The organism is Mycobacterium sp. NGS61 (assembly GCF_059812325.1).
In genome coordinates this window covers 1-20,229 of the sequence record NZ_JCALCL010000004.1, presented here as the reverse complement: position 1 = coordinate 20,229, position 20,229 = coordinate 1, and the positions used below count along the sequence as shown (strand labels likewise).

Below are 20,229 nucleotides of genomic sequence, written 5' to 3'. Positions count from 1 at the left end.
GATCGCGAGGACGGCGCCAAGCAGCACCGGACCGTGGGTCAGCATCCGCGCGGCGGTGACGGCACCGGACAGGGCGTCGGCCACCACATAGCCGGTCAGCACACCGACGAACACCGTCAGCACGCCGGCGAGACCGGCAGCGGCACGCGGCCACAACGCCGCACCCATCATCGAAACCGCAAGTGCGACCGACCACGACGTCGACTCGTTGACCAGGTGGCTGCCCGGGTTGCCACCGTGATCGTGACCCAATCCGACACTCAGGCCCAGGGCCTGTGCGACGGCCAGGATCAGCTGAACCAGGCCGACACCGAGCAAAGCCCAACGCTGCCAAGCCATTCGGGCCCGTCGGGGCCGGGGGATGCGGTCGGGCCCGAACGGGCCCAGTGGTGTGATCACCGGCCGGGACTGGACCAGGCGCCGCAGCAGTTCGGCCTGGTCGCCTGCCTGCTCGTACCAGGCTCGACAGGCAGCGCACTCGCCCAGGTGCTCGTCGACGCGCGCCGAAGGTACCGGCTCCCGCTCCCCGTCGATGCGAGCCGACAAGGCTTCGCGGGCCACCTCGCAATCCATGTCTCTATAGTCGCGCAACGGCGGCGAATAATTCCCGGTGCACCCGTACTTTTCCGCCGGTAGTCAAACCGGTCAACCGAATTCGACGAGCGTGGTCGGAGCCCGCAAGCGGCGCAGCGCAGACAGCCGGTAAGCCAGCGGGACGACGCTCCGCAGCAGCCTGCCCCGCCCCGGGGGCGCCGGCAACTCACGCACCGAGCGGACACCGGCCACCGCGCGCAAGTCGTCGTAGTTGTCGGCAGTGAACCAGAACGGCATCGGCGGCGCCGTGTAGTACTTGCTGAGCTTGAACCCCCGCCGCCGCGAGTACACGCTCAGCAACCACGGGATGCTGTCGAAAACCAGCCGGCCACCGGGAAAACGGTGGGCGCACGCCGCAATCAGGGCAAACACCGCGTCGCGGTCGAGATACTGGAACAATCCCTCGGCGGTGATCAGCACACCGTCGGTGTCGTCGACCTGATCCATCCAGGAGTGGTCGAGCGCGGACTGAGCACAGTACCGCAGCCGGTCGCAGGCGGGCAGCAGTTGCCGGCGCAACTGCACGATCGGCTTCAGGTCCACCGAGATCCAGTTGAGTTCGCCGTTGTCGAGACGCCAGAAGCTCGTTTGCAGTCCCTCTGCCAGTGCGACGACGGTGGCGCGCGGATGCGCGGCCAGGAATTGGCGTGAAACATCGTCGAATGCCAAGGCGCGCAACGCAGTGGCTTGATGGGTACGGCCGAAGTTCTCGTAGTCGTAGTCGATGCTGTCCCGCAGCTCGATCGCCATCGGGTCGTCGATGATGCCGTCGGACCGGGCGGCCTCGCTCGCTCGCTGATGCAGCGTGATGAGTGCGGTCTCGGAGATCCCGTCGAGGTGACGGCCGTCGACGACTGGCATGGATCTGACTGTACTGGCCTGCGCACGAGGGTCCTGCTCCAATTGAGCGCCGCGGGAACTTTCCGCCGGCCCGCAACGACTACACCTCCGACACGCGCGAGAAGGAGGTGGACGCCTGACCGGCCCGATATGGATGGCGATGCCTCCGGAGGTGCATGCGGCCCTGTTGAGCGCCGGGCCGGGCCCGGGGTCGCTGCTGGCCGCCGCAGCCCAGTGGCAGGGGCTCAGCATCCAGTACAGCAATACCGCAGCCGAGTTGAGCCAGCTGCTCGCCGAGGTCCAGGGCAGCTGGCAGGGCAGTAGTGCGGCCACATATGTGGCCGCACACGGCCCCTACCTCGCCTGGTTGGAGCAAGCCGCGGCCGACAGTGCGGCGTTCGCCACGCAACACGACGCAGCGGCCGCGGCCTACAGCAGCGCCCTGGCCACCATGCCCACCCTGGTGGAACTGGCCGCCAACCACACGGTGCACGGCGTGCTGCTGGCCACCAACTTCTTCGGTATCAACACCATTCCCATCGCCGTCAACGAAGCCGATTACGTCCGGATGTGGATTCAGGCTGCCGACACCATGGCGGTCTACCAGACCATCACCGAAACCGCGATGGCCGCGACCCCCACCACCGCACCGGCACCGCCCATTCGCACCAGCGGCGCGGAAGCGCTCGGCGCGCCGTGGGACGGGTTGGGCTCGATCTCCCAGTTCTTCAGCGAGCTGGCAGATTTGATGGCCGACCCGTACACCTATTTCTTGAACTTCTTCCAGCAGTTCGGGTTCAGTCCGGGGGCTACCGTCGTGCTGGCTGTCATCGCCCTGCTGTTGTACGACATCCTCTGGTACCCGTACTACGCGTCCTATGCGCTATTGCTGCTGCCCTTCTTCACCCCGGCGCTCAGTGCGCTGGGGGCCCTGAATGTGTTGGCGCAGTGGCTCAACGGGTGGCCGGCGGCCGGGTTGTCTGCTGTTCCCGCGGTGCCCAGCGTCGGCCAGCACGTCGCCGCAGACCTGCCGGCTGCTGTTGCACCGGTCGGCGCGGCCGTCGCCGGCGCTAGCGCACCGGCCAGCAGTCCGGTATCCAGTGCACCCACGTCCGCTCCGGCCGGCAGTGCACCGCCGGCCGCCGGCATCGGTTACGCCGTCGCGGCGTCGGCGCCGCCCGGGGTGAGTTCAGGGCCCAAAGCCGGTGCCAAATCCCCCGACGACATGGCCGACAGCGTCGGGGCCGCAGCGCCAACTCGACCGGCCCCCGCCACCGGGCGAATCAGTCGGCACCGACGCAGCAAGACCGGAGTACGCGGATACCGGGACGAATTCCTCACTGCCGACCTGGAAGTCGCCGACGACGCTGAACCGGAATCAAGCACCAGTGGGCAGGGGGCGGGTCCGCTCGGCTTCACCGGCACGTTGCCGACGGCCGCCACCAGCCCGGCCGGACTGGTGCGACAAGCACTCGACAACACCGGCGTCCCGTTGCTGCCCACCACGTGGCCGGACGACACCTACAGCGCGGCGGGACGCCGATAATGCCGACCCCAACTCCAAGAATCCGCCAAGAATGCTTTGAGAATACGCGGAGCGCGCACTGGCATTCTCGAGAAATCACATCGAAGCCAAGGAGGTTGGTGCACGCTGGTCCAAATTAGCGCAATACGTGTTCAGGCGCGCTGCCGGCCCCGACACGACACAGCCAAACCGAAATCGACAAAGGAAAATCGTCAATGACGCTCAACGTCAAAGGTGAGGGGCTCGGTGCGCAAGTCACCGGACTGGATCCCTCGAATCTGGACCATATCACCACCGAAGAACTCCGCAATATCGTCTACACGAACAAGCTCGTCGTTCTGAAAGATGTGCACCCGACACCGGAAGAATTCATCAACCTCGGCCGGCTGATCGGAGAAATCGTTCCCTATTACGAGCCGGTCTACCACCACAAGGACCACCACGAGATCTTTGTGTCGTCCACGGAGCAAGGCCAAGGGGTCCCGAAAACCGGCGCGTTCTGGCACATCGACTACATGTTCATGCCGGAGCCGTTCGCCTTTTCGATGGTGCTGCCGCTGACGGTGCCCGGGCACGATCGCGGAACCTATTTCATCGATCTCAACCGAGTTTGGGAGTCGCTGCCGGCCACCAAGCAGGACGCGGTCCGCGGCACACTCAGCACGCACGATCCCAGGCGCCACATCAAGATTCGTCCCAGCGACGTCTACAAGCCGATCGGCGAAGTCTGGGACGAGATCAACCGCACCACGCCGCCGATCAAGTGGCCGACGGTGATCAGGCACCCGCACACCGGCCAGGAGATTCTGTACATCTGCGCGACCGGCACCACCAAGATCGAGGACACAGAGGGGAATGTCCTCGACCCGGCGGTGCTGCAGGAACTCATGGAGGCGACGGGGCAGCTCGACGCCGAATACGAATCGCCATTCATCCACACCCAGCATTACGAAGTCGGCGACATCATTTTGTGGGACAACCGCGTGCTCATGCACCGGGCGAAACACGGTACCGCCGCGGGACATCTGACCACTCACCGTCTGACCATGTTGGACGGCCTTATCACACCAGGATATCCAGCATGACCACCATCACTTTGTCCCCGTACACCCGGACGACTGAATTCACCGACATCAGCGATACGGAACCGATTGACGAGAAATTGCTTGAGCAAGTGCTCGAGCCGTATGCCTACAAAGGGTGCCGCTATTTGATCGACGCCAGCTACAAGGCGACCGAAGATTCGGTTCTGGCGTACGGAAATTTCAGCATCAGCGACCCGGCGTACATTCGCAGCACGGGGCATTTCAACGCGGTCGAACTCATCATCTGCTTCAATCAGCTCGCATACAGCGCTTTCGCGCCGGCAGTGTTGCATGAGCAAATTCCGCCACTGCGGGGTTGGTCGATCGCGGATTTCTTGAGCCTGCAGCTGCCCAGCATGCTGATCAAGAACACCTCGTCGCGGTTCAAGCGGATGATCCACGCGCAGAAGTTCTCCGCGCGATTGCTGTGCCAGAACTTCCAGGTCATGGAACGATCGATGCGCTATCTTTCGGTTCCCTGCACCATCGAGTTCTGGGACGAGTTCGGCGGAGCCGCGACCGCGGAGGTCGAACTGGCCGCGCTCAACATCCCCTGAACCCGCTGGAAGGAAAAGCTGCACAGTCATGTCGCACTTACCACCCACCGTGCTGGAGCGCGTGGTTGCCCAAGCGCAGCAGCGGCCCGAGGCAGTTGCCCTGCGCCGCTGCGACGGCGGCAGCGCGCTGCGGTATGGGGAACTCGTCAGGGAAGTAGAGCGGCTCGCCGCAGGGTTGCGAGCGCATGCGGTGACGCAGGGCTCCCGGGTGCTCGTCATCTCCGACAACGGTCCCGAGACCTATCTGTCGGTGCTGGCCTGCGCCCGGCTCGGGGCGATCGCGGTCATGGCCGACGGCAACCTGCCGCCGGCAACCATCGCGCGGTTCGCCGAGATCACCAGCCCGGAGGCGATTCTCGTCGCGCCCGCCAGCAGGATCGGATCGGCCGCCCTGCCGGCTTCGATACCGGCGATCGCCGTCGATTTCGCGGCTACGGGTCAGAGCATCGACAACGTCGACGATGCCAAGCCTGACCGGCAGGGCGCGCAGACTCCGTTGGCGATGATCTTCACCAGCGGCACGACGGGCGAGCCGAAAGCCGTCCTGCTGGCCAACCGCACCTTTTTCGCCATCCCGGACATCCTGCGGGAAACGGGGTTGAACTGGGTCACCTGGGTGGACGGCGAAACCACCTATTCACCGCTGCCGGCGACACACATCGGTGGACTGTGGTGGATCTTCACCTGCCTGATGCGCGGTGGAACCTGCATCACCGGCGGTGAGAACACGACCTCTCTGATGGAGATTCTGAACACCAACGAGGTCGCGACGACCTGCCTGGTGCCGACCCTCCTCTCGAAACTGGTTGCTGAACTGAAATCCAGTGACGGGAAGGTTCCGTCGCTGCGGCTGGTCGGATATGGCGGGTCGCGGGCGATCGCGGCTGATGTGCGCTTCATCGAAGCGACCGGAGTGCGCACCGCCCAGGTCTACGGATTGAGTGAAACAGGCTGCACCGCTTTGTGTTTGCCGACCGATGAGAATTCGATTGCCAAGATCGAGGCGGGCGCGGTGGGACGTCCCTACCCCGGTGTCGAGTTCTACCTCGCCGGCCCGGACGGCGGCGCCCCCACGGACCCGGACGCGGCACCGTCTGCCTCGTTCGGGACGCTGTGGATCAAGTCACCGGCAAACATGTTGGGGTACTGGAACAATCCCGTCCGTACCCAGGAGGTACTGGTCGACGGCTGGGTCAACACCGGCGACCTGCTGGAGCGGCACGACGACGGCTTCTTCTATATCAAAGGCAGATCGTCGGAGATGTTCATCTCCGGCGGCGTGAACATCGCGCCGGACGAGGTGGATCGAATCGCCGAACGCGTGCCGGGTGTGCGCGAGGCCGCGTGCTATGAAATCCCGGACCCCGAATTCGGGGCACTGGTCGGTTTGGCCGTCGTCCCGTCGAAGCGTCTTGACGACGCCGAGGCCCGCAAGCTCAAGCAGGCGGTCGCGGCGCATTTCCGGGGCGAGTCCGAGTCGGCGGCGCGACCGTCGTCGATCGTGATCGTCGCGGAGATTCCGCGCACCCAGTCCGGCAAGGTCATGCGGGCCTCGCTGGCGGGAACGGTGGGGGGAGTGGGTACCGGTGGCTGAGAATCTGCGGGACACGGTCCTGGCGGCTGTCTGCGACGTGCTGTACATCGACGAGGAAGACCTGACCGACGGCGACGCCACCGATCTCCGGGACCTGGGATTGGACTCCGTCCGGTTCGTCCTGTTGATGAAACAGCTTGGGGTGGACCGGGAATCCGACATGCCGTCCCGGCTGGCGGACAATCTGTCGATCGCGGCCTGGGTGCGCGAACTGGAGTGCGCGAGTGAGTCCGTCTGAACCGGTTCCACTGAGCCGGTCGCAACAGAACCTCTACCACGGGGTGCTGCAGGACAACGACCCGGAGCTGTACCTGATCGGTAAGAAGTACCGGTTCCGCCCGCTGGATCTGTCCCGGTTTCTCAGCGCACTGGAGGCCTCGGTGCTGGAGAACCCGGTGCAGCTCTGCGTGCTCGAACCGGCTGCGACCGACCAAGATTATCCGCAACTCGTACTGCGCTTGGCATTCGACGACATCGTCCGGGTGCGCCCGGGTGCCCCGGGCCCGCCGGACGACGAGCTGGTGGGCAGTTGGTCCTCCGGCATCCTCGGTGTGCCGCTGATCCGTTACACCGTGTGGACCGATGAGGACGGTTCGATCACCGGAATGTCGGTGTGCAGCCATCACATCGTGGTCGATGGTGGCGGAACCGGGCTGATCGAAGCTGCCCTGGCGCGCCATCTCACCGCCGTGGACATCATCGAAAAGCCCGGTGTTTCTGCGGGCTTGGCGAAACTGGTCGAGGCTCACCGGCGGGAGCGAGCCAAAGTCGAAGAGTCGTTGCAGCGGACTGCCGCCGGGGTGCAGCGCGAGCTCGCCGACGAAGCGCGGCTGGGTGCGCACGGACAGGGTGCGGGGACGGCGCCCGCGACGGCCGCCAAAGGTGTCCTACGCGAATCGGTGACGTTGTCCGGCAGCGCGTTTGACGCAATCCTCGCCCTGTCCGAGGACCAGCAGATACCGCTGAACGTGCTGGTGTCCGCGGCGGCGGTGGCAGTGGATGCCAGCATTCGGCAAAGTACCGAGTGTCTGCTGGTCCACGCCGTCGACAACCGATTCGGCGACCCGACGCTGAATGTCGCGACGTGTCTGGTCAATTCGGTCGCACATTCCGCCCGCTTCTCCCCCTTCGCGTCGGTGCACGACGTGGTCCGAACCCTGGACCGAGGCTATGTCAAAGCTGTGCGGCGCCGCTGGCTTCGGGAAGAGCATTACCGCCGAATGTATCTGGCGATCAACCGCACGTCCCACATCGAGGCGCTGACGCTGAACTTCATCCGCGAGACGTGCGCGCCCGAGTTGCGGCCGTTCCTGCTGGAGGCTCCCGTAGCGACGGACATCGGCCCAGTCGAGGGCATGACGGTGGCGAGCGTGCTGGACGAGCAACAGCGCACCCTGCACTTGGCGATCTGGGACAGGGCCGATCTGCCGGAGTCGAAGACGGGCATCGCAGAACGGATCGGTGCGGCACTGGCGGCGATGCCGACCCGGTGGGAACAGCCCCTGGCCACGACGGTCGGCGAATGGCTGGTGGCCGGCCCGGACGGCGCACTGCGCCACAGTGATTCGGCCCAGATGCCGCGACCGTCGACACCGGCGTGGTTCGCAGGTGTCGATGTTCGAGACCTGCTCGACAGACGCCCAACGGTGTACCGCTGGGTGGCGTGGTTGACGCAGCACATCGGTAGACCCGGCGACGTCATGGTGTTCACCGACGACGACACCGACCAGACGATCGATCTGTTGATCGCCTGCCACCTCGCCGGTTACGCCTACAGCGTCTGCGACTCCGCGGACCAGGTCGGGCTGCGCGCCGGCGCGATCGCCGAGCACGGTGCTGGTCTGGCCGCCCATGCCCTGGACGTGTCCGATATCAGTTTTCCCGAAGTCGTAAGTGAGTCAGTGCGCGCGCGGGCTGATGAACGCATTGCACACGTGGTCCAGGACAATTCACTCGCCACGAAACCGGCATACATCATGCCGACATCGGGATCCACCGGCCAACCCAAGCTCGTCCGGGTCGACCACGGCTCGCTGGCGTTGTTCTGTGATGCCGTCACGCGTGCTTACGGGTGGGGGCGGTCGGACACGGTGCTGCAATGCGCACCGTTGACGTCGGACATCAGCGTCGAGGAGATCTTCGGTGCGGTCCGCTGCGGAGCGCGGCTGGTCCGCACCACAGCGATGAAGACCGGCGATTTCCCAGCGCTCACAAGAGATTTCGTGGACCGGGCGGCGACCGTCGTCGACCTGCCGACTGCCGTCTGGCATCTGTTGTGTGAGGATCGCGACGCACTTGACGCGATGCGTGATTCAGGCCTGCGCCAAATTGTCATCGGCGGTGAAGCCGTCCGACCCGTCGCCGTCGACAAGTGGATCGATTCGGGTACAGCACAACGGATTTCGCTGGTATCGACCTATGGGCCGACCGAGACCACCGTGGTGGTGACCTATCTGCCGGATGCTGCCGACGTGCCGGGCGGTGCCCGGCTCAGGGTGGGCCGGCCGATGGTGCCGAACACCGTCGTCGTCGGGTTCGGTGAAATCGTCGTCGTCGGCGACCTGGTCTCCGCCGGTTATCTCGGGACAGCGGATCGCAGCTTCGGCACCGTGACCACCGACGACGGCACGCAACTTCGGGCGTTCGCCACCGCCGACCGGGTGACCCTGGACGGTGACGGCTTTCCGCTGTTCGCCGGCCGCAAGGACGCCGTCGTCAAAATCGCGGGCAAGCGGGTCGACATCGCGGACGTGACCAGGCGCATCGCCGAAGACCCCGCGGTCTCCGATGTCGCCGTCGAGCTGCACGACGGCAGTCTCGGGGTGTGGTTCGAAACCTTGCGAACCCGCGAGGCGGCGGAAGACGCCGCCGCGGCGGCGCGCATCCGGCTGATCCTGCTGAACGCGGGGGTCTCCTCGTTCTTCGTTGTCGGCGTGCCGACGATCCCACGCAAGCCGAACGGCAAGGTGGACAGCGACCACCTGCGCGCACTGCCACAATTCGCGGGTGCGGCGCGCGACGATGCCGAGGCCGACGACAGAGCCACCGCCCTGGCGCAGGTCTGGAGCCGGCGGCTCGGGACTGTCATTCAGGCGGACTCGTCGTTGCTCGACGAGGGCATCGGATCGTTGGACCTGATCCGGATCCTGCCGGACAGCCGGCAGTTCCTGGGCCGACAGGTCTCCATATTCGATCTGATCAGTGCCGATACCGCCGCCAACCTGGTTGCCGACACAGCCCCGGTCGGGTCCTGGATGGACGCCGACACGGCCGCCGAGATCGAGCACGATCTCGCCGTGCTGACGCGACCGGTGAACCCGGTGCGCGCGGGGACCGGCTCCGGTGCGGCCCTCGTCGTACTGGGCGCATCGGGCATCCTCGGAACCGGATTCGCCGGCGCAATCCTGGACCTCAAGAAGTCCGGAGTGCACTGTCCCGACATAGTTTTGGCCGCCAGGTCGGACCTCCCCGCAGCCGGTCCCTGGGGTGCGCTGCGGACCCTGGACGGGGTACGGATACAACAACTCCCGCCGAACTTCGGTGCGGCGGAACTGGACGCGCTGTTGCGCGACAGCGATGCCGGGACCGTCATCAATTGCATCGGCAATACCAATGTGCTGGTGCCCTATCGCGAACTACGCACGGCCAACGTCGATTTGGTCTCCGCACTGGTCGGGGTGTGCGCCGAGCGCAACACCAAACTGGTGCACTTGTCTACCTTCGTCGTTGACGCGGATGTCACGGCGCCGCGGGTCACCGATCCCCGCACAGCGCCGTATCCGTACGCGGCGGCCAAGTCCCTGGCGGAACTGATCGTCGCCGCCGCGCCGGAGACGCTCGACTTCACCGTTGTTCGGTTGCCCCGGGTGCTCGGCGAGGACTATCAGGTGCGCGACTCCGCCGATGTCCTGGTCTCGGTCGCCGACGCGTGTCACGCGGTGCAGGCCTACCCTTCGCTCACGCTCACCGAAGAGATCACCACCGGACGCGCCGCGGCGTCCGCGATCCTGCGACGCGTCTCGGCAGCGCCCACCGGGTTAGGGCGCGGCATCACCGTGTTGCGCGGCGAAGCGACGGATTATGCCAAGCTGCTCAACGGATTTGCGCTTGACGAACTCGACGTTGCAGCGTGGAAGTATCGGCTCGACGGCAGCGATTGGGCGAAGACGAATCCGCGCAGATGGTCGGTGGTCGACGGCTGGCTGACCCTCGGCATGACATTGGGCGGGCGGTCTTACGCCGAGCATCTGGCGGACTACCCGACCATTGCACTCGGCCTCGAATCCGTTGCCGAACTCACCGCGCCGGTGCAGTCGATCCCGGATCTGTTGGCGCACGCGTGGGCGGGGTGAGATCTCGTCGCAGCCGGAACGGATCAGTCCGTGGCAAGCACGGCGAACATGATCGCCATGCCGACAGCCGTCATCACCTGGACCGCACTGCCCAACCGCTTGCGCCAGCACCGCCTGCCGCGCCGCCGTGGCAGCTTGAGGAACCGGTATCCCCACACCAGAGCCGCGACCGAGAAGACCACGACCCACGCCCAGTTGCCGGTGCCGATCCAGTTGTGGGCCGCCTCGCTCGTGGATTCCTGGGCCTCGGCCATCTCCATGCCCGGCATCGACATGTCCGGCGCCGCGTGGGCACTCCCGGGCGTCAGGTGCCCGCCCATCACGGCGTACATCCACGCCATCGCCAGCATCTTCACCGCGTGATAACCCCGCGCGAGCCGGGACGCGATCACGCGGGCGGCGAGGACCGCCGTCATCACGAACCACACCGCCGCAGCCAGGAAAAAGACCTCAGCCGGTGTGGCGGGCAACCGGCGACCCTGCGGCCACGCCATCACTGCCATCGCGATCACCATCGTGAGGTGTAGTACGTGACTGATCGCCGACGTCCAGGACCGACGGTCCAGGACGAGCGCGAAGCCGATACCGCTGAGCAGGAAAAGGGCGGTGACAGCCCAACGCAGCGGCAGGTCCTCGATCATTCACCGAAGACTATGCGGTTGCACCGACGAACCGGCTGTATGTGCGCCCGTAAGCTGCAAGGGTGCAGACCGAGCCGAGCGCAGCGACGACGCCGCCTGCCCGGTCGCCGGTCGTGCAAAGGGTGGCATTGGCCGTCGGGTTCGCGGTTGTCGCAATCGCCCTCGCCGGCTACGGATGGATCTCCGGGCCAGGCCGCTACGCCGAAGGCCGCAACCCGTTCCCCGGCGGTTTTGTCAGCGTCGCCGAACCGGTCGGCTACTTCGTCGCGTCGATGCTGGGTGCGCTGTGCCTGGGCGCACTGATCCTGGTCGTAGTGATCTCGCGGCCGGAGGCGGACGGCCTACTCGATCCCGCTGCCTTCCGCATCCATCTTGTGGCAGAGCGTGTTTCGCTTTTCTGGCCGATCACGGCCGCGCTGATGGTGGTCATCCAGGCCGCCCACGACACCGGGGTGGATGCGGTTGCGCTGCTGGGCAGCGGGGCGCTGATGGACGCCGTCGAGTTGTCCGAGACAGCGCGGGCCTGGATCGTCGTGCTGGTCTGCGCCCTGCCGATCGCGGTGACGCTGCGGATCAGCACCCGTTGGCTCAGCCATGTGGTGCTGTTGGTTCCCGCGCTGATCGCGGTCGTCGCTACCGCGGTGACCGGTAACGCGGGGCAGGGCCCCGATCACGACTATTCGACCAGCACCGTGCTCGTCGTCGCCGCCGCGGTCTCGGTACTGACCGGGCTGACGGTGGTTGCAGCGTTGACCGGGGCAATGCCGACCCCCTTCGTGCGCGGCCTGCGGGTGATCTGCGGTGGGCTCGTCATCACCTACGGGGCGGTGCTGCTGTACCTGCTGATCCCGGGCTGGACGCTGGGCTCGACCTTTGCCCGCCTCGGACTCGTGGTGGGCGGCCTGACCGCGTTGGTGCTGCTGGCTGACTGCTGCGGATACGTCCGGCCGCAGAACTCCGCGGGCGTTGGCACGCTTGTCGCGCTGGCCATGACGGCGGCCACGGCGGCGATCGCCGCCATGGCGGTGCAGACCGGGCCGCGCCTGCTCACGCACCACTTCACCGGCTGGGACGTGTTCCTGGGTTACGAACTGTCGCGACCGCCGACCGTCCTCGGGGTGCTGAGCTTCTGGCGTTTCGACGGACTGATCGGAACGGCCGGTCTGGTCTTGGCGATCGCGTATGCGGTCGGCTTCCTGCGGCTGCGGCGCAACGGCAACACGTGGCCGGTCGGCCGGTTGATCGCCTGGCTCAGCGGTTGCGCCGCACTGGTTTTCGCCAGTAGCTCGGGACTGCGGGCCTACGGATCGGCGATGTTCAGCATGCACATGGCCGAACACATGATCCTCAACATGTTCATCCCGGTGTTGCTGGTGCTGGGCGGACCGGTGACGCTGGCGCTGCGGGTGCTGCCGGCCGCCGCAGAGGGCGAGGCGCCGGGCCCACGGGAATGGCTGACCTGGCTGTTGCACTCCAAAGTGACGAAGTTCGTCTCGCATCCGGTGGTGGCGTTCGTCCTGTTCGTCGGTTCGCCTTTCGTGGTGTACTTCACCCCGCTGTTCGACACGCTGGTCCGCTACCACTGGGGCCACGAGTTCATGGCGATCCATTTTCTGCTGGTCGGTTACCTTTTCTACTGGGCGATCATCGGCATCGATCCCGGCCCGCGGCGCCTGCCCTACCCCGGGCGTATCGGGTTGCTGTTCGCTGTCATGCCGTTTCACGCGTTCTTCGGAATCGCACTGATGACGATGGCCACGCCGGTCGGCAGCACGTTCTACCGCTCGGTCAACCTGCCGTGGCTGCACGACATCGTGGCCGACCAGCATCTTGGCGGTGGAATTGCCTGGAGCCTCACGGAATTGCCGGTGATCATCGTCATCGTGGCGTTGGTGACGCAGTGGGCCCGCCAGGACCGCAAAGTAGCCTCACGCAGTGACCGGCACGCCGACAGCGACTACGCCGACGACGACCTGGAGGCCTACAACGCCATGCTGCGCGAATTGGCGCGGATGCGCCGCTGATGTCACAAGGCGGGGCTCACTCGACGACGGTGAAGTTGCCCTCGCCCGCCAACGCCGCTTGGACCTGCTCTCGGGTGAGTTCGACATTGGTCGAAACACGCACTGCGGAGGTGCCTTCGGCATTCAACTCCACGCTGACCGCATTGACGGGCCGCAGCGACGTGAGTGCGGTGGTGATGGTGGCGACGCAGCCCTGGCAGTGCAGTCCGGCTACCGAAAATACTTGTTCAGCCATGGTTTACCTCATATCTGTGTCCAAAGTTACGCAGCCGCAGGCTATTCGACACCACGAAGAAGGACGAGAACGCCATTGCGGCACCGGCGATCAGCGGATTGAGCAGTCCGGCGGCGGCCACCGGGATCGCGGCGACGTTGTAGCCGAACGCCCAGACCATGTTCATCCGGATCGTGCGCATGGTGGCGCGCGCCAGATCCAGCGACTGCGGCACGATGTCGAGATCGTCGCGAACCAGGATGATGTCGGCAGCGCCGATAGCGACGTCGGTGCCCCGCCCGATCGCCAATCCCAAATCGGCGCAAGCCAAGGCGGGGCCGTCGTTGATCCCGTCGCCGACCATCGCGACGGTCCTGCCCTGCTCGCGCAGTCCTTGGATCACATCGACTTTGCCCTGCGGCAGCACGTCGGCGACGACTGTGTCGATGCCCACCTGAGCGGCGATCGAGTCGGCCGCCGCCTTGTTGTCGCCGGTGAGCAGCACCGTCTGCAGCCCGCGCTGGTGCAGTGCGGCGATCGCGTCGGCCGCTGAGTCCTTGACGGTGTCGGCGATCGCGATCGCCGCGCGCGCCGTGCCGTCCACCGCGACGAACACCACTGTCTCGCCGCGTGTTTCACCGTCGGCGCGGGCGGACTCCAGCAGGGCGGCTCCCGGCGCTGTGCGGGTGACCCACGTCGGCTTGCCCACCTCGACATGGCGGCCGTCCACGACCCCCGATACCCCACAACCCGCTACCACGACGAAATCGTTGACGGGCAACGGGTCTGGAGAGGCGGCCACGATCGCGGCGGCGACCGCATGCTCGGACGCCGCTTCCACGGCCGCGGCCAGCGACAGGACTTCATCGCGGTCGTGCCCGTCGGCGGTCGTCACCGAACTGACCGTGAGTTGCCCGACCGTCAAGGTGCCCGTCTTGTCGAACACCACCGTGTCGACGCTGCGGACGGTCTCCAGCGCCCGGTAACCCTTGATGAAGATCCCGAGTTGCGCGCCGCGCCCCGAGGCCACCATCATCGCCGTCGGCGTCGCGAGTCCCAGCGCGCAGGGACACGCGATCACCAGCACGCCGAGCGTCACCGAAAAGGCGCGATCGGCACCGGCGCCGGCCACCAGCCACCCGGCCCCGGCGACCAGCGCGATGGCGAACACCACCGGAACGAACACGGCCGAAATGCGGTCGGCAAGGCGTTGCGCCCGAGCCTTCTGCGCCTGCGCCTCTTCGACGAGGCGGACCATCGCGGCGAACTGGGTGTCGGCACCGACGGCGGTCGCCTCGACGATCAGGCGCCCGTCGAGCACGACGGTGCCGCCCACCACGTCGGACCGCGGAGAGGCGCGGACGGGTTCGGCTTCGCCGGTCATGGCGCTGGTGTCGACGGCTGCGGTGCCTTCGACGACGACGCCGTCGGCGGCGATGGTCTCACCGGGTCGGACGACGAAACGCTGGCGCTTCTTGAGTTCGCCGGCGGGAATCACCAACTCGGCGCCGTCGGGCAGCAGGACCGTCACGTTCTTGGCGCCCAAGGCTGCCAGGGCACGCAGCGCGCCGCCGGCCTTCGATTTGGCGCGGGCTTCGAAGTATCGGCCCGCCAGCACGAACACCGTGACGCCCGCGGCGACCTCCAGGTAGATCGCGTCGCTGTGCAGGATCGCCTGCCATATACCGTGCGTGTCCCGGGGCGGGGTGGGACGGAAGACCGTCGCGAACGACCAGACCGTGGCGGCGGCGATGCCGACCGAGATGAGGGTCTCCATGGACGCCGTCCGGTGGCGGGCGTTGCGCAGCGCGACCGAGTGGAACGGCCACGCGGCCCACGTGACGATCGGCGTCGCCAGCGCCACCAGCACGAATCCCCAGCCGGGGAACCTGGCGCCGGGCACGATGGCGAACATGCTGGACAGGTCGGCCAGCGGAACGAAGAGCACGGCGGCGATCAGCAGTCGCCGCAGCAGGCTGCGGGCGTGGGCGGCGTCGGGGTCGGGGCCGTCCTGGTGGCGGGCTGTCGTCTCGTCGTGCGGTGCGGCTTGGTAGCCGGCCCTCGCCACGGCCTCGCACAGCTCGTCGACCGGGACCTCGACGGCGTCGATGGTGGCGACCCGGGTGGCGAAGTTCACCGATGCGCGCACGCCGGCCATCTTGTTGAGCTTGGCCTCCACCCGCGCTGCGCACGCCGCACACGACATGCCGGAGACGTCGAGCTGGACCCGCTGCGCCAGGTCGGAGCCCTGCACAACAGGAGTCACCACGCCAGGGTACAAGCGGGTCAGGGCATGCCGGCCACCTGCGCACGGGTCAGTACAGCGGCTACCGGCTGATGATCGGCACCAGGTAACGCGCCGCATATTCGCGCACCGCCGCGGGATCCTCGGTGTCGAGGCGGTCGGTGGGGAACACGATGATCCCGACGGCGACCCGCAACAGAATGTCGGCGATGTTGGCCAGGTCGGCGTCAGGCATCTCAGCGCCACATCGGCGCAGCGTGAGCGCGATCCCGTCGGCGAACTGGTTGATCGGGAAGGCCTGCGATCGGGAGAACATGCCCAACAGCTCGGGCTCACTTTCCACGATGCGCGAATACAGGGGTGAGTCCCGGATGAGGCGCACCCCCAGGCCGAAAGCCTCGATCACCGCCTCCTGGGGGTTGCGACCGGTAGTGGCCTGGTCCAGCGTGGTGAAGAATGACTTGCCCTCGCGCCGCACCACGGCTTCGAACAGGTCGTCTTTGCTGGGAAATCGCCGGTAGATGGTGCTCCGGCTGACACCGGCCCGGGCTGCGATGTCTTCGATGTTGGCGCGGCGAACCCCGTAGGTTTCGAACACCGCCCGAGCGGTGTCCAGGATGTTGCGGTCGAGGTCGGTCTCTGTGGACTTGGCAGGCATGGCTGTGCCTCCTCCCTTCCGCACCGGGTTGGCTGTGGCGGTCACCACAGCAGTCGACCTACGCCGCTGTCCTGGGGTACCTTTGAAACAAAGGTACAGTTTTGTGTCTGTGCTTCACAACTGGACTGGGGGGTCCTGATGACTGCTGAACTCGGGTTTGGCTTCGATACCGGCGTGCGCGAAGCGACGCCCATGGTGATCGACGACGTCGACGACACCGCGGTGCTCGGTCCGGACTCGCTGATCTGGAAGTTCTACGGAGACCACCGCACCCAACTCTTCGGATTCCAGCGGGTCGCCGGTACCGAGAATTGCATCGAGCAACTCGGCCAGGGTGTGCTGGACCATTCGGTGATCTTCAGCGACACCCTGGGCCGGGCGAAACGCACCGCGCCGCCGTTGATGAAAACCGTCTATTCCGAGGATCCACACGCGTGGGGCCGCACCGTGCGGGACTTCCACAAGCCGATCAAGGGCACCATCAGCGACGGCTCCCGGTATCACGCGCTCAATCCGGAGTTGTTCTATTGGGCGCACGCCACGTTCGTCGACCAGGTGCTCTACAACACCGACACTTTCATCCGGCGATTGTCGCGCGCCGAGAAGGAACAGATCTTCGAGGAAAGCAAGGTCTGGTTCAGCCTCTACGGTGTCAGTGACCGGGGCCAACCGCAGACCTATGACGAGTTCGTCGCCTACTGGGACGGCATGCTCGAGCGATTCGTGCCGCACAAGACGGTGCTGTACGGCACCGGTTACATCCGCAAAGGGATCCCGGGACCGCGCCGGATTCCGCGGCCGATCTGGAAGGTGCTGTCCGCGCCGCTGAACGCATATACCCGGCTGATCGTCGCCGGAACCTGCCCGCCGCAAATGCGCGAAGTTTGTCAGCTGGACTGGAACGCCAAGAAGGAAAAGCGATTTCAGCGGTTCGCCGCCGTGATGCGAGCGCTCAATCCGCTGTTCAACCGATTACCGCTGCGCGTGGTCTATGCGTCCTGGGCGGCGGACGCGTGGGAGCGGGTGGGGATCGACCCCCGCAAGATCAATAACCGCTGAATCCCTGGTGGCGGGTCGCCCCGGAACGCGACAGCTGCCACCCTGATGTTTCAGAGTGGTTTGCGTGGCCGACTTTTCGTTGTTGGACGTACCGAGGCGGGAACCGGTGCCGGACCCCGACGCATATCTGCGTGCCGCCATCGCCTGGCACTTCGGCGAGGAGACCGGCAGCCGGTTCTGGTTGCGCACTCGTGAGAGCTGGATTTCGATCCGCTGACCAGCCAGGCGTCGTGCGGGACTGGATCGAGGACTTGAATTTCCGTGGTGACCATGGGTCACAATGGGAGGGCACAGGTCGAACGCAACCGGGAGACGCAGCCATGAATCTGGTACAGGCGGCTCTGCAGACGGGCGTCGACCGCCTTGCCAATCCGGCGCGCACATCGGATCCCGACAAGTTGCGCAACGTGGTGGCCGGCCTGACCGTGCTGGTGACCGGTGCTTCATACGGCATCGGCGAAGCCACTGCCCGCAAACTGGCCGCGGCCGGAGCGACGGTGTTGATCGTGGCCCGGTCCGCGGAGCGACTCGACGACCTCGCCGCCGCGATCAACGCCGGGGGCGGACGGGCGGTCGCCTACCCGACTGATCTCAGTGACGAGACCGCCGTCAGCGTGCTGACCAAGCAGATCAACGAGACTCACGGACCACTGGACATCGTGGTGAGCAACGCGGGCAAGTCGCTGCGCAGGTCGCTGCAGGACCAGTACGACCGGCCGCACGACTTTCAACGCACGATCGACATCAACTACCTCGGGCCGATCTGGCTGCTGCTGGGACTGCTGCCGGCGATGCGCGAGGCGGGCGGCGGGCACGTCGTCAACGTCTCCAGTGTCGGCGTACGGGTGGTTCCCGGACCACACTGGGGCGCCTACCAGGCGTCCAAGGGAGCCTTCGACCGCTGGCTGCGCAGCGTGGCGCCCGAACTGCACGGTGACGGCGTCCGCGTGTCGACGATCTACTTCGCGCTGGTGCGCACCCGGATGATCGAGCCCACTCCGCTGCTGGGCCGGCTCCCGGCGCTGACTCCTGATGAGGCGGCCGATGCAATCGCAAAGGCCATCATCGAACGGCCCCGCACCAGCGAACCACCGTGGGTGTGGCCCGCCGAACTCGCCTCGGTACTGCTGGCCGGGCCGGCCGAAACCGCGGCCCGATTGTGGCACCGCCGGTTTACTGCACAGCCCCGTCCCGGGCTAGCGTGACGATCGTGACAGACAGCGTGCTGGGCACGGCAGCTCGTGCGGTGCTGTCGTCGGGTCTGCTCGCCCCGCCCGGGCCGCTGACGGCGCTGCGGCTGGTGCGCGAGGTCGCCCGGGGTGGCACCAACCTCTTCACGCTGCTGGCGGTTTCGGCGGCGCGGTGGCCTGACCGCACCGCGATCATCGATGACGACGGTGCGTTGAGTTACCGCGAGCTGCAGGCGATGACCGAATCGCTGGCGCGTGCGTTGTGCGACGCCGGCCTCCGGACTGGCCAGCCGGTTGGGGTCATGTGCCGCAACGGACGCAACTTCCTCGCGGCGGTGTTCGCCACCGGCCTGGTGGGCGGGGACGTGGTGCTGGTGAACACCGAATTCCGTACTGACGCGCTGGCCGGCGCATTGGACGCACATCAGATCCTGACGATGTGCTGCGACAACGAGTTTCTGCACCAGATACACCAAACCGCCGAGTCCATCACAGCAATCGACCCGCAGCAGGTCGAGCCGCGGGGCGGTCCGCGGCCCAAGGTCGCGCGGTCGGGCCGGATCATTCTGCTGACGTCGGGAACCACCGGCGTTCCCAAGGGGGTGCCGCGCACCCCGAAGGTCAGCTCCGGACTGGGTGTCGGCGTCACGGTTCTCGAGCGCACCGGGCTGCACATCGGCACCCGAATGGCCATGGCAACACCGATGTTTCACGGTCTGGGTTTCGGCATGCTGACGCTGACTGTCAGCCTGGGCGGAACTGTCCTGACCCATCGGCGCTTCGACGCTGAAGCAACTCTGGCGCAGGCATCGCTGCACCGGGCCGACGCTTTGAGTGCGGTGCCCATCATGCTGGCCCGCATCCTGGACCTGCCGGAACGAGTTCGGGCGCGAAACCCGTTGCCCTGCTTGCGAGTAGTGGTGTCCAGCGGCGACCGGCTCGATCCCGGACTCGCCCGGCGTTTCATGGATGAATACGGCGATGTGGTCTACAACTTGTACGGCTCCACCGAGGTCGGAATCGGATCTCTGGCGACACCGGCCGAGCTGCGGCGCTTCCCGGAGACCGTGGGCAGGCCCGTCGCGGGATGCCCCGTCCGCATCTACAACCGCAGCGGCAGGCCGGTCGGGCCGAGGGTTACCGGGCGGATATTCGTTGGTGGCGAACTGAATTCGGAAGGCTACATCGGCGGCGGAGCCAAGACGGTGATCGACCGGATGGCCGGCACCGGGGACATGGGCTACCTCGACGAAGCCGGCCGGCTGTACATCGTGGGCCGTGAAGACGACATGATCGTCTCCGGCGGTGAGAACGTCTATCCGCGTGCGCTGGAAAACGCGCTCGCCGGCCATCCCGACATCGCCGAGAACGCGGTGGTCGGTGTTCCCGACGAGCAGTTCGGCAAGCGCCTGGCAGCGTTCGTTGTACTGCGGCCGGACGCAGACGTAGACGAGTCCGCCCTGCGAGAGTTCCTGAAGGGCAAGGTTTCCCGCTTCGAGCAGCCTCGGGACATCAATATCGTCGACAGCATCCCGCGTAATCCCGCAGGCAAGGTGATCCGCCGGGAGTTGTCCGGGTAGCGACGGGTCAAGTCGTCAAGCGGGTTCGTCGTCGTGTTCGGGGTTGAGGAGTTTTTCGGGGTGGTGGTAGG

Annotated in this window: 15 protein-coding genes and 2 pseudogenes; 11 read left to right on the top strand and 6 right to left on the bottom strand. The window is 66.3% G+C overall.

Annotation, left to right across the window (positions count from 1 at the left end; all coding sequences use genetic code 11):
• Window positions 1-474: 474 nt before the first annotated feature.
• Both AC5Y3Z_RS10135 and AC5Y3Z_RS10130 read right to left on the bottom strand, forming a co-directional pair.
• Window positions 475-573 (bottom strand): annotated as a pseudogene (locus AC5Y3Z_RS10135) (zf-HC2 domain-containing protein); the annotation flags it as partial.
• 72 nt (window positions 574-645) lie between these two features.
• Window positions 646-1,455: a class I SAM-dependent methyltransferase gene (locus AC5Y3Z_RS10130; protein ID WP_473138821.1), complete on the bottom strand. Its 810-nt coding sequence runs from the start codon at window positions 1,453-1,455 to the stop codon at window positions 646-648.
• A 133-nt stretch (window positions 1,456-1,588) separates the two neighbouring features.
• Here AC5Y3Z_RS10130 and AC5Y3Z_RS10125 point away from each other — a divergent pair, with 133 nt between their 5' ends.
• From AC5Y3Z_RS10125 to AC5Y3Z_RS10100, 6 genes are all read left to right on the top strand, one after another.
• Window positions 1,589-2,980: a PPE domain-containing protein gene (locus AC5Y3Z_RS10125; protein ID WP_473138822.1), complete on the top strand. Its 1,392-nt coding sequence runs from the start codon at window positions 1,589-1,591 to the stop codon at window positions 2,978-2,980.
• 194 nt (window positions 2,981-3,174) lie between these two features.
• A complete protein-coding gene (gene scoE, locus AC5Y3Z_RS10120) occupies window positions 3,175-4,044 on the top strand; it encodes a (3R)-3-[(carboxymethyl)amino]fatty acid oxygenase/decarboxylase (protein ID WP_463827852.1) in 870 nt (289 codons plus the stop codon).
• Complete coding sequence (locus tag AC5Y3Z_RS10115) at window positions 4,041-4,601, top strand: FcoT family thioesterase (RefSeq protein WP_463827853.1); 561 nt, start codon at window positions 4,041-4,043, stop codon at window positions 4,599-4,601. Before scoE ends, AC5Y3Z_RS10115 begins: the two co-directional genes overlap by 4 nt.
• A 28-nt stretch (window positions 4,602-4,629) precedes the next feature.
• Window positions 4,630-6,195 carry a fatty acid--CoA ligase FadD10 gene (gene fadD10 / locus AC5Y3Z_RS10110; RefSeq protein WP_473138823.1) on the top strand — a complete coding sequence of 522 codons (1,566 nt, stop codon included), beginning with the start codon at window positions 4,630-4,632 and terminating at the stop codon, window positions 6,193-6,195.
• 4 nt (window positions 6,196-6,199) lie between these two features.
• A complete protein-coding gene (locus AC5Y3Z_RS10105; protein ID WP_463828016.1) occupies window positions 6,200-6,433 on the top strand; it encodes an acyl carrier protein in 234 nt (77 codons plus the stop codon).
• Window positions 6,420-10,547: an AMP-binding protein gene (locus AC5Y3Z_RS10100; RefSeq protein ID WP_473138824.1), complete on the top strand. Its 4,128-nt coding sequence runs from the start codon at window positions 6,420-6,422 to the stop codon at window positions 10,545-10,547. The genes AC5Y3Z_RS10105 and AC5Y3Z_RS10100 overlap by 14 nt, the downstream gene beginning before the upstream one ends.
• A gap of 23 nt (window positions 10,548-10,570) precedes the next feature.
• Here the strand turns inward: AC5Y3Z_RS10100 and AC5Y3Z_RS10095 are convergent, their stop codons facing one another.
• A complete protein-coding gene (locus AC5Y3Z_RS10095; RefSeq protein WP_463827856.1) occupies window positions 10,571-11,188 on the bottom strand; it encodes a DUF5134 domain-containing protein in 618 nt (205 codons plus the stop codon).
• Window positions 11,189-11,250: 62 nt separating this feature from the next.
• Between AC5Y3Z_RS10095 and AC5Y3Z_RS10090 the strand changes: the two genes are divergently transcribed.
• Window positions 11,251-13,212 (top strand): cytochrome c oxidase assembly protein, encoded by a 1,962-nt coding sequence (locus AC5Y3Z_RS10090; RefSeq protein ID WP_473138825.1) that lies wholly within the window; start codon window positions 11,251-11,253, stop codon window positions 13,210-13,212.
• Window positions 13,213-13,228: 16 nt separating this feature from the next.
• Here AC5Y3Z_RS10090 and AC5Y3Z_RS10085 read toward each other — a convergent pair whose 3' ends face one another.
• Genes AC5Y3Z_RS10085 through AC5Y3Z_RS10075 form a run of 3 tightly spaced genes read right to left on the bottom strand, consistent with a single transcriptional unit; the run spans window position 13,229 to window position 16,329 of the window.
• On the bottom strand, window positions 13,229-13,447 hold the full coding sequence (locus tag AC5Y3Z_RS10085; protein WP_463827858.1) for a heavy-metal-associated domain-containing protein: 219 nt from the start codon (window positions 13,445-13,447) through the stop codon (window positions 13,229-13,231).
• Window positions 13,440-15,695, bottom strand: coding sequence for a heavy metal translocating P-type ATPase (locus AC5Y3Z_RS10080; protein ID WP_473138826.1), 2,256 nt, complete (start codon window positions 15,693-15,695; stop codon window positions 13,440-13,442). Before AC5Y3Z_RS10080 ends, AC5Y3Z_RS10085 begins: the two co-directional genes overlap by 8 nt.
• Before the next feature lie 58 nt (window positions 15,696-15,753).
• Window positions 15,754-16,329 (bottom strand): TetR/AcrR family transcriptional regulator, encoded by a 576-nt coding sequence (locus AC5Y3Z_RS10075; RefSeq protein WP_463827860.1) that lies wholly within the window; start codon window positions 16,327-16,329, stop codon window positions 15,754-15,756.
• Between the two features lie 138 nt (window positions 16,330-16,467).
• Between AC5Y3Z_RS10075 and AC5Y3Z_RS10070 the strand changes: the two genes are divergently transcribed.
• From AC5Y3Z_RS10070 to AC5Y3Z_RS10055, 4 genes and pseudogenes are all read left to right on the top strand, one after another.
• Window positions 16,468-17,388 carry an oxygenase MpaB family protein gene (locus AC5Y3Z_RS10070; protein ID WP_463827861.1) on the top strand — a complete coding sequence of 307 codons (921 nt, stop codon included), beginning with the start codon at window positions 16,468-16,470 and terminating at the stop codon, window positions 17,386-17,388.
• A 64-nt stretch (window positions 17,389-17,452) separates the two neighbouring features.
• Window positions 17,453-17,607 (top strand): annotated as a pseudogene (locus AC5Y3Z_RS10065) (phenazine antibiotic biosynthesis protein); the annotation flags it as partial.
• Between the two features lie 101 nt (window positions 17,608-17,708).
• On the top strand, window positions 17,709-18,593 hold the full coding sequence (locus AC5Y3Z_RS10060; protein WP_473138827.1) for an SDR family NAD(P)-dependent oxidoreductase: 885 nt from the start codon (window positions 17,709-17,711) through the stop codon (window positions 18,591-18,593).
• Between the two features lie 2 nt (window positions 18,594-18,595).
• On the top strand, window positions 18,596-20,158 hold the full coding sequence (locus AC5Y3Z_RS10055) for an AMP-binding protein (RefSeq protein ID WP_473138940.1): 1,563 nt from the start codon (window positions 18,596-18,598) through the stop codon (window positions 20,156-20,158).
• Window positions 20,159-20,229 lie beyond the last annotated feature (71 nt).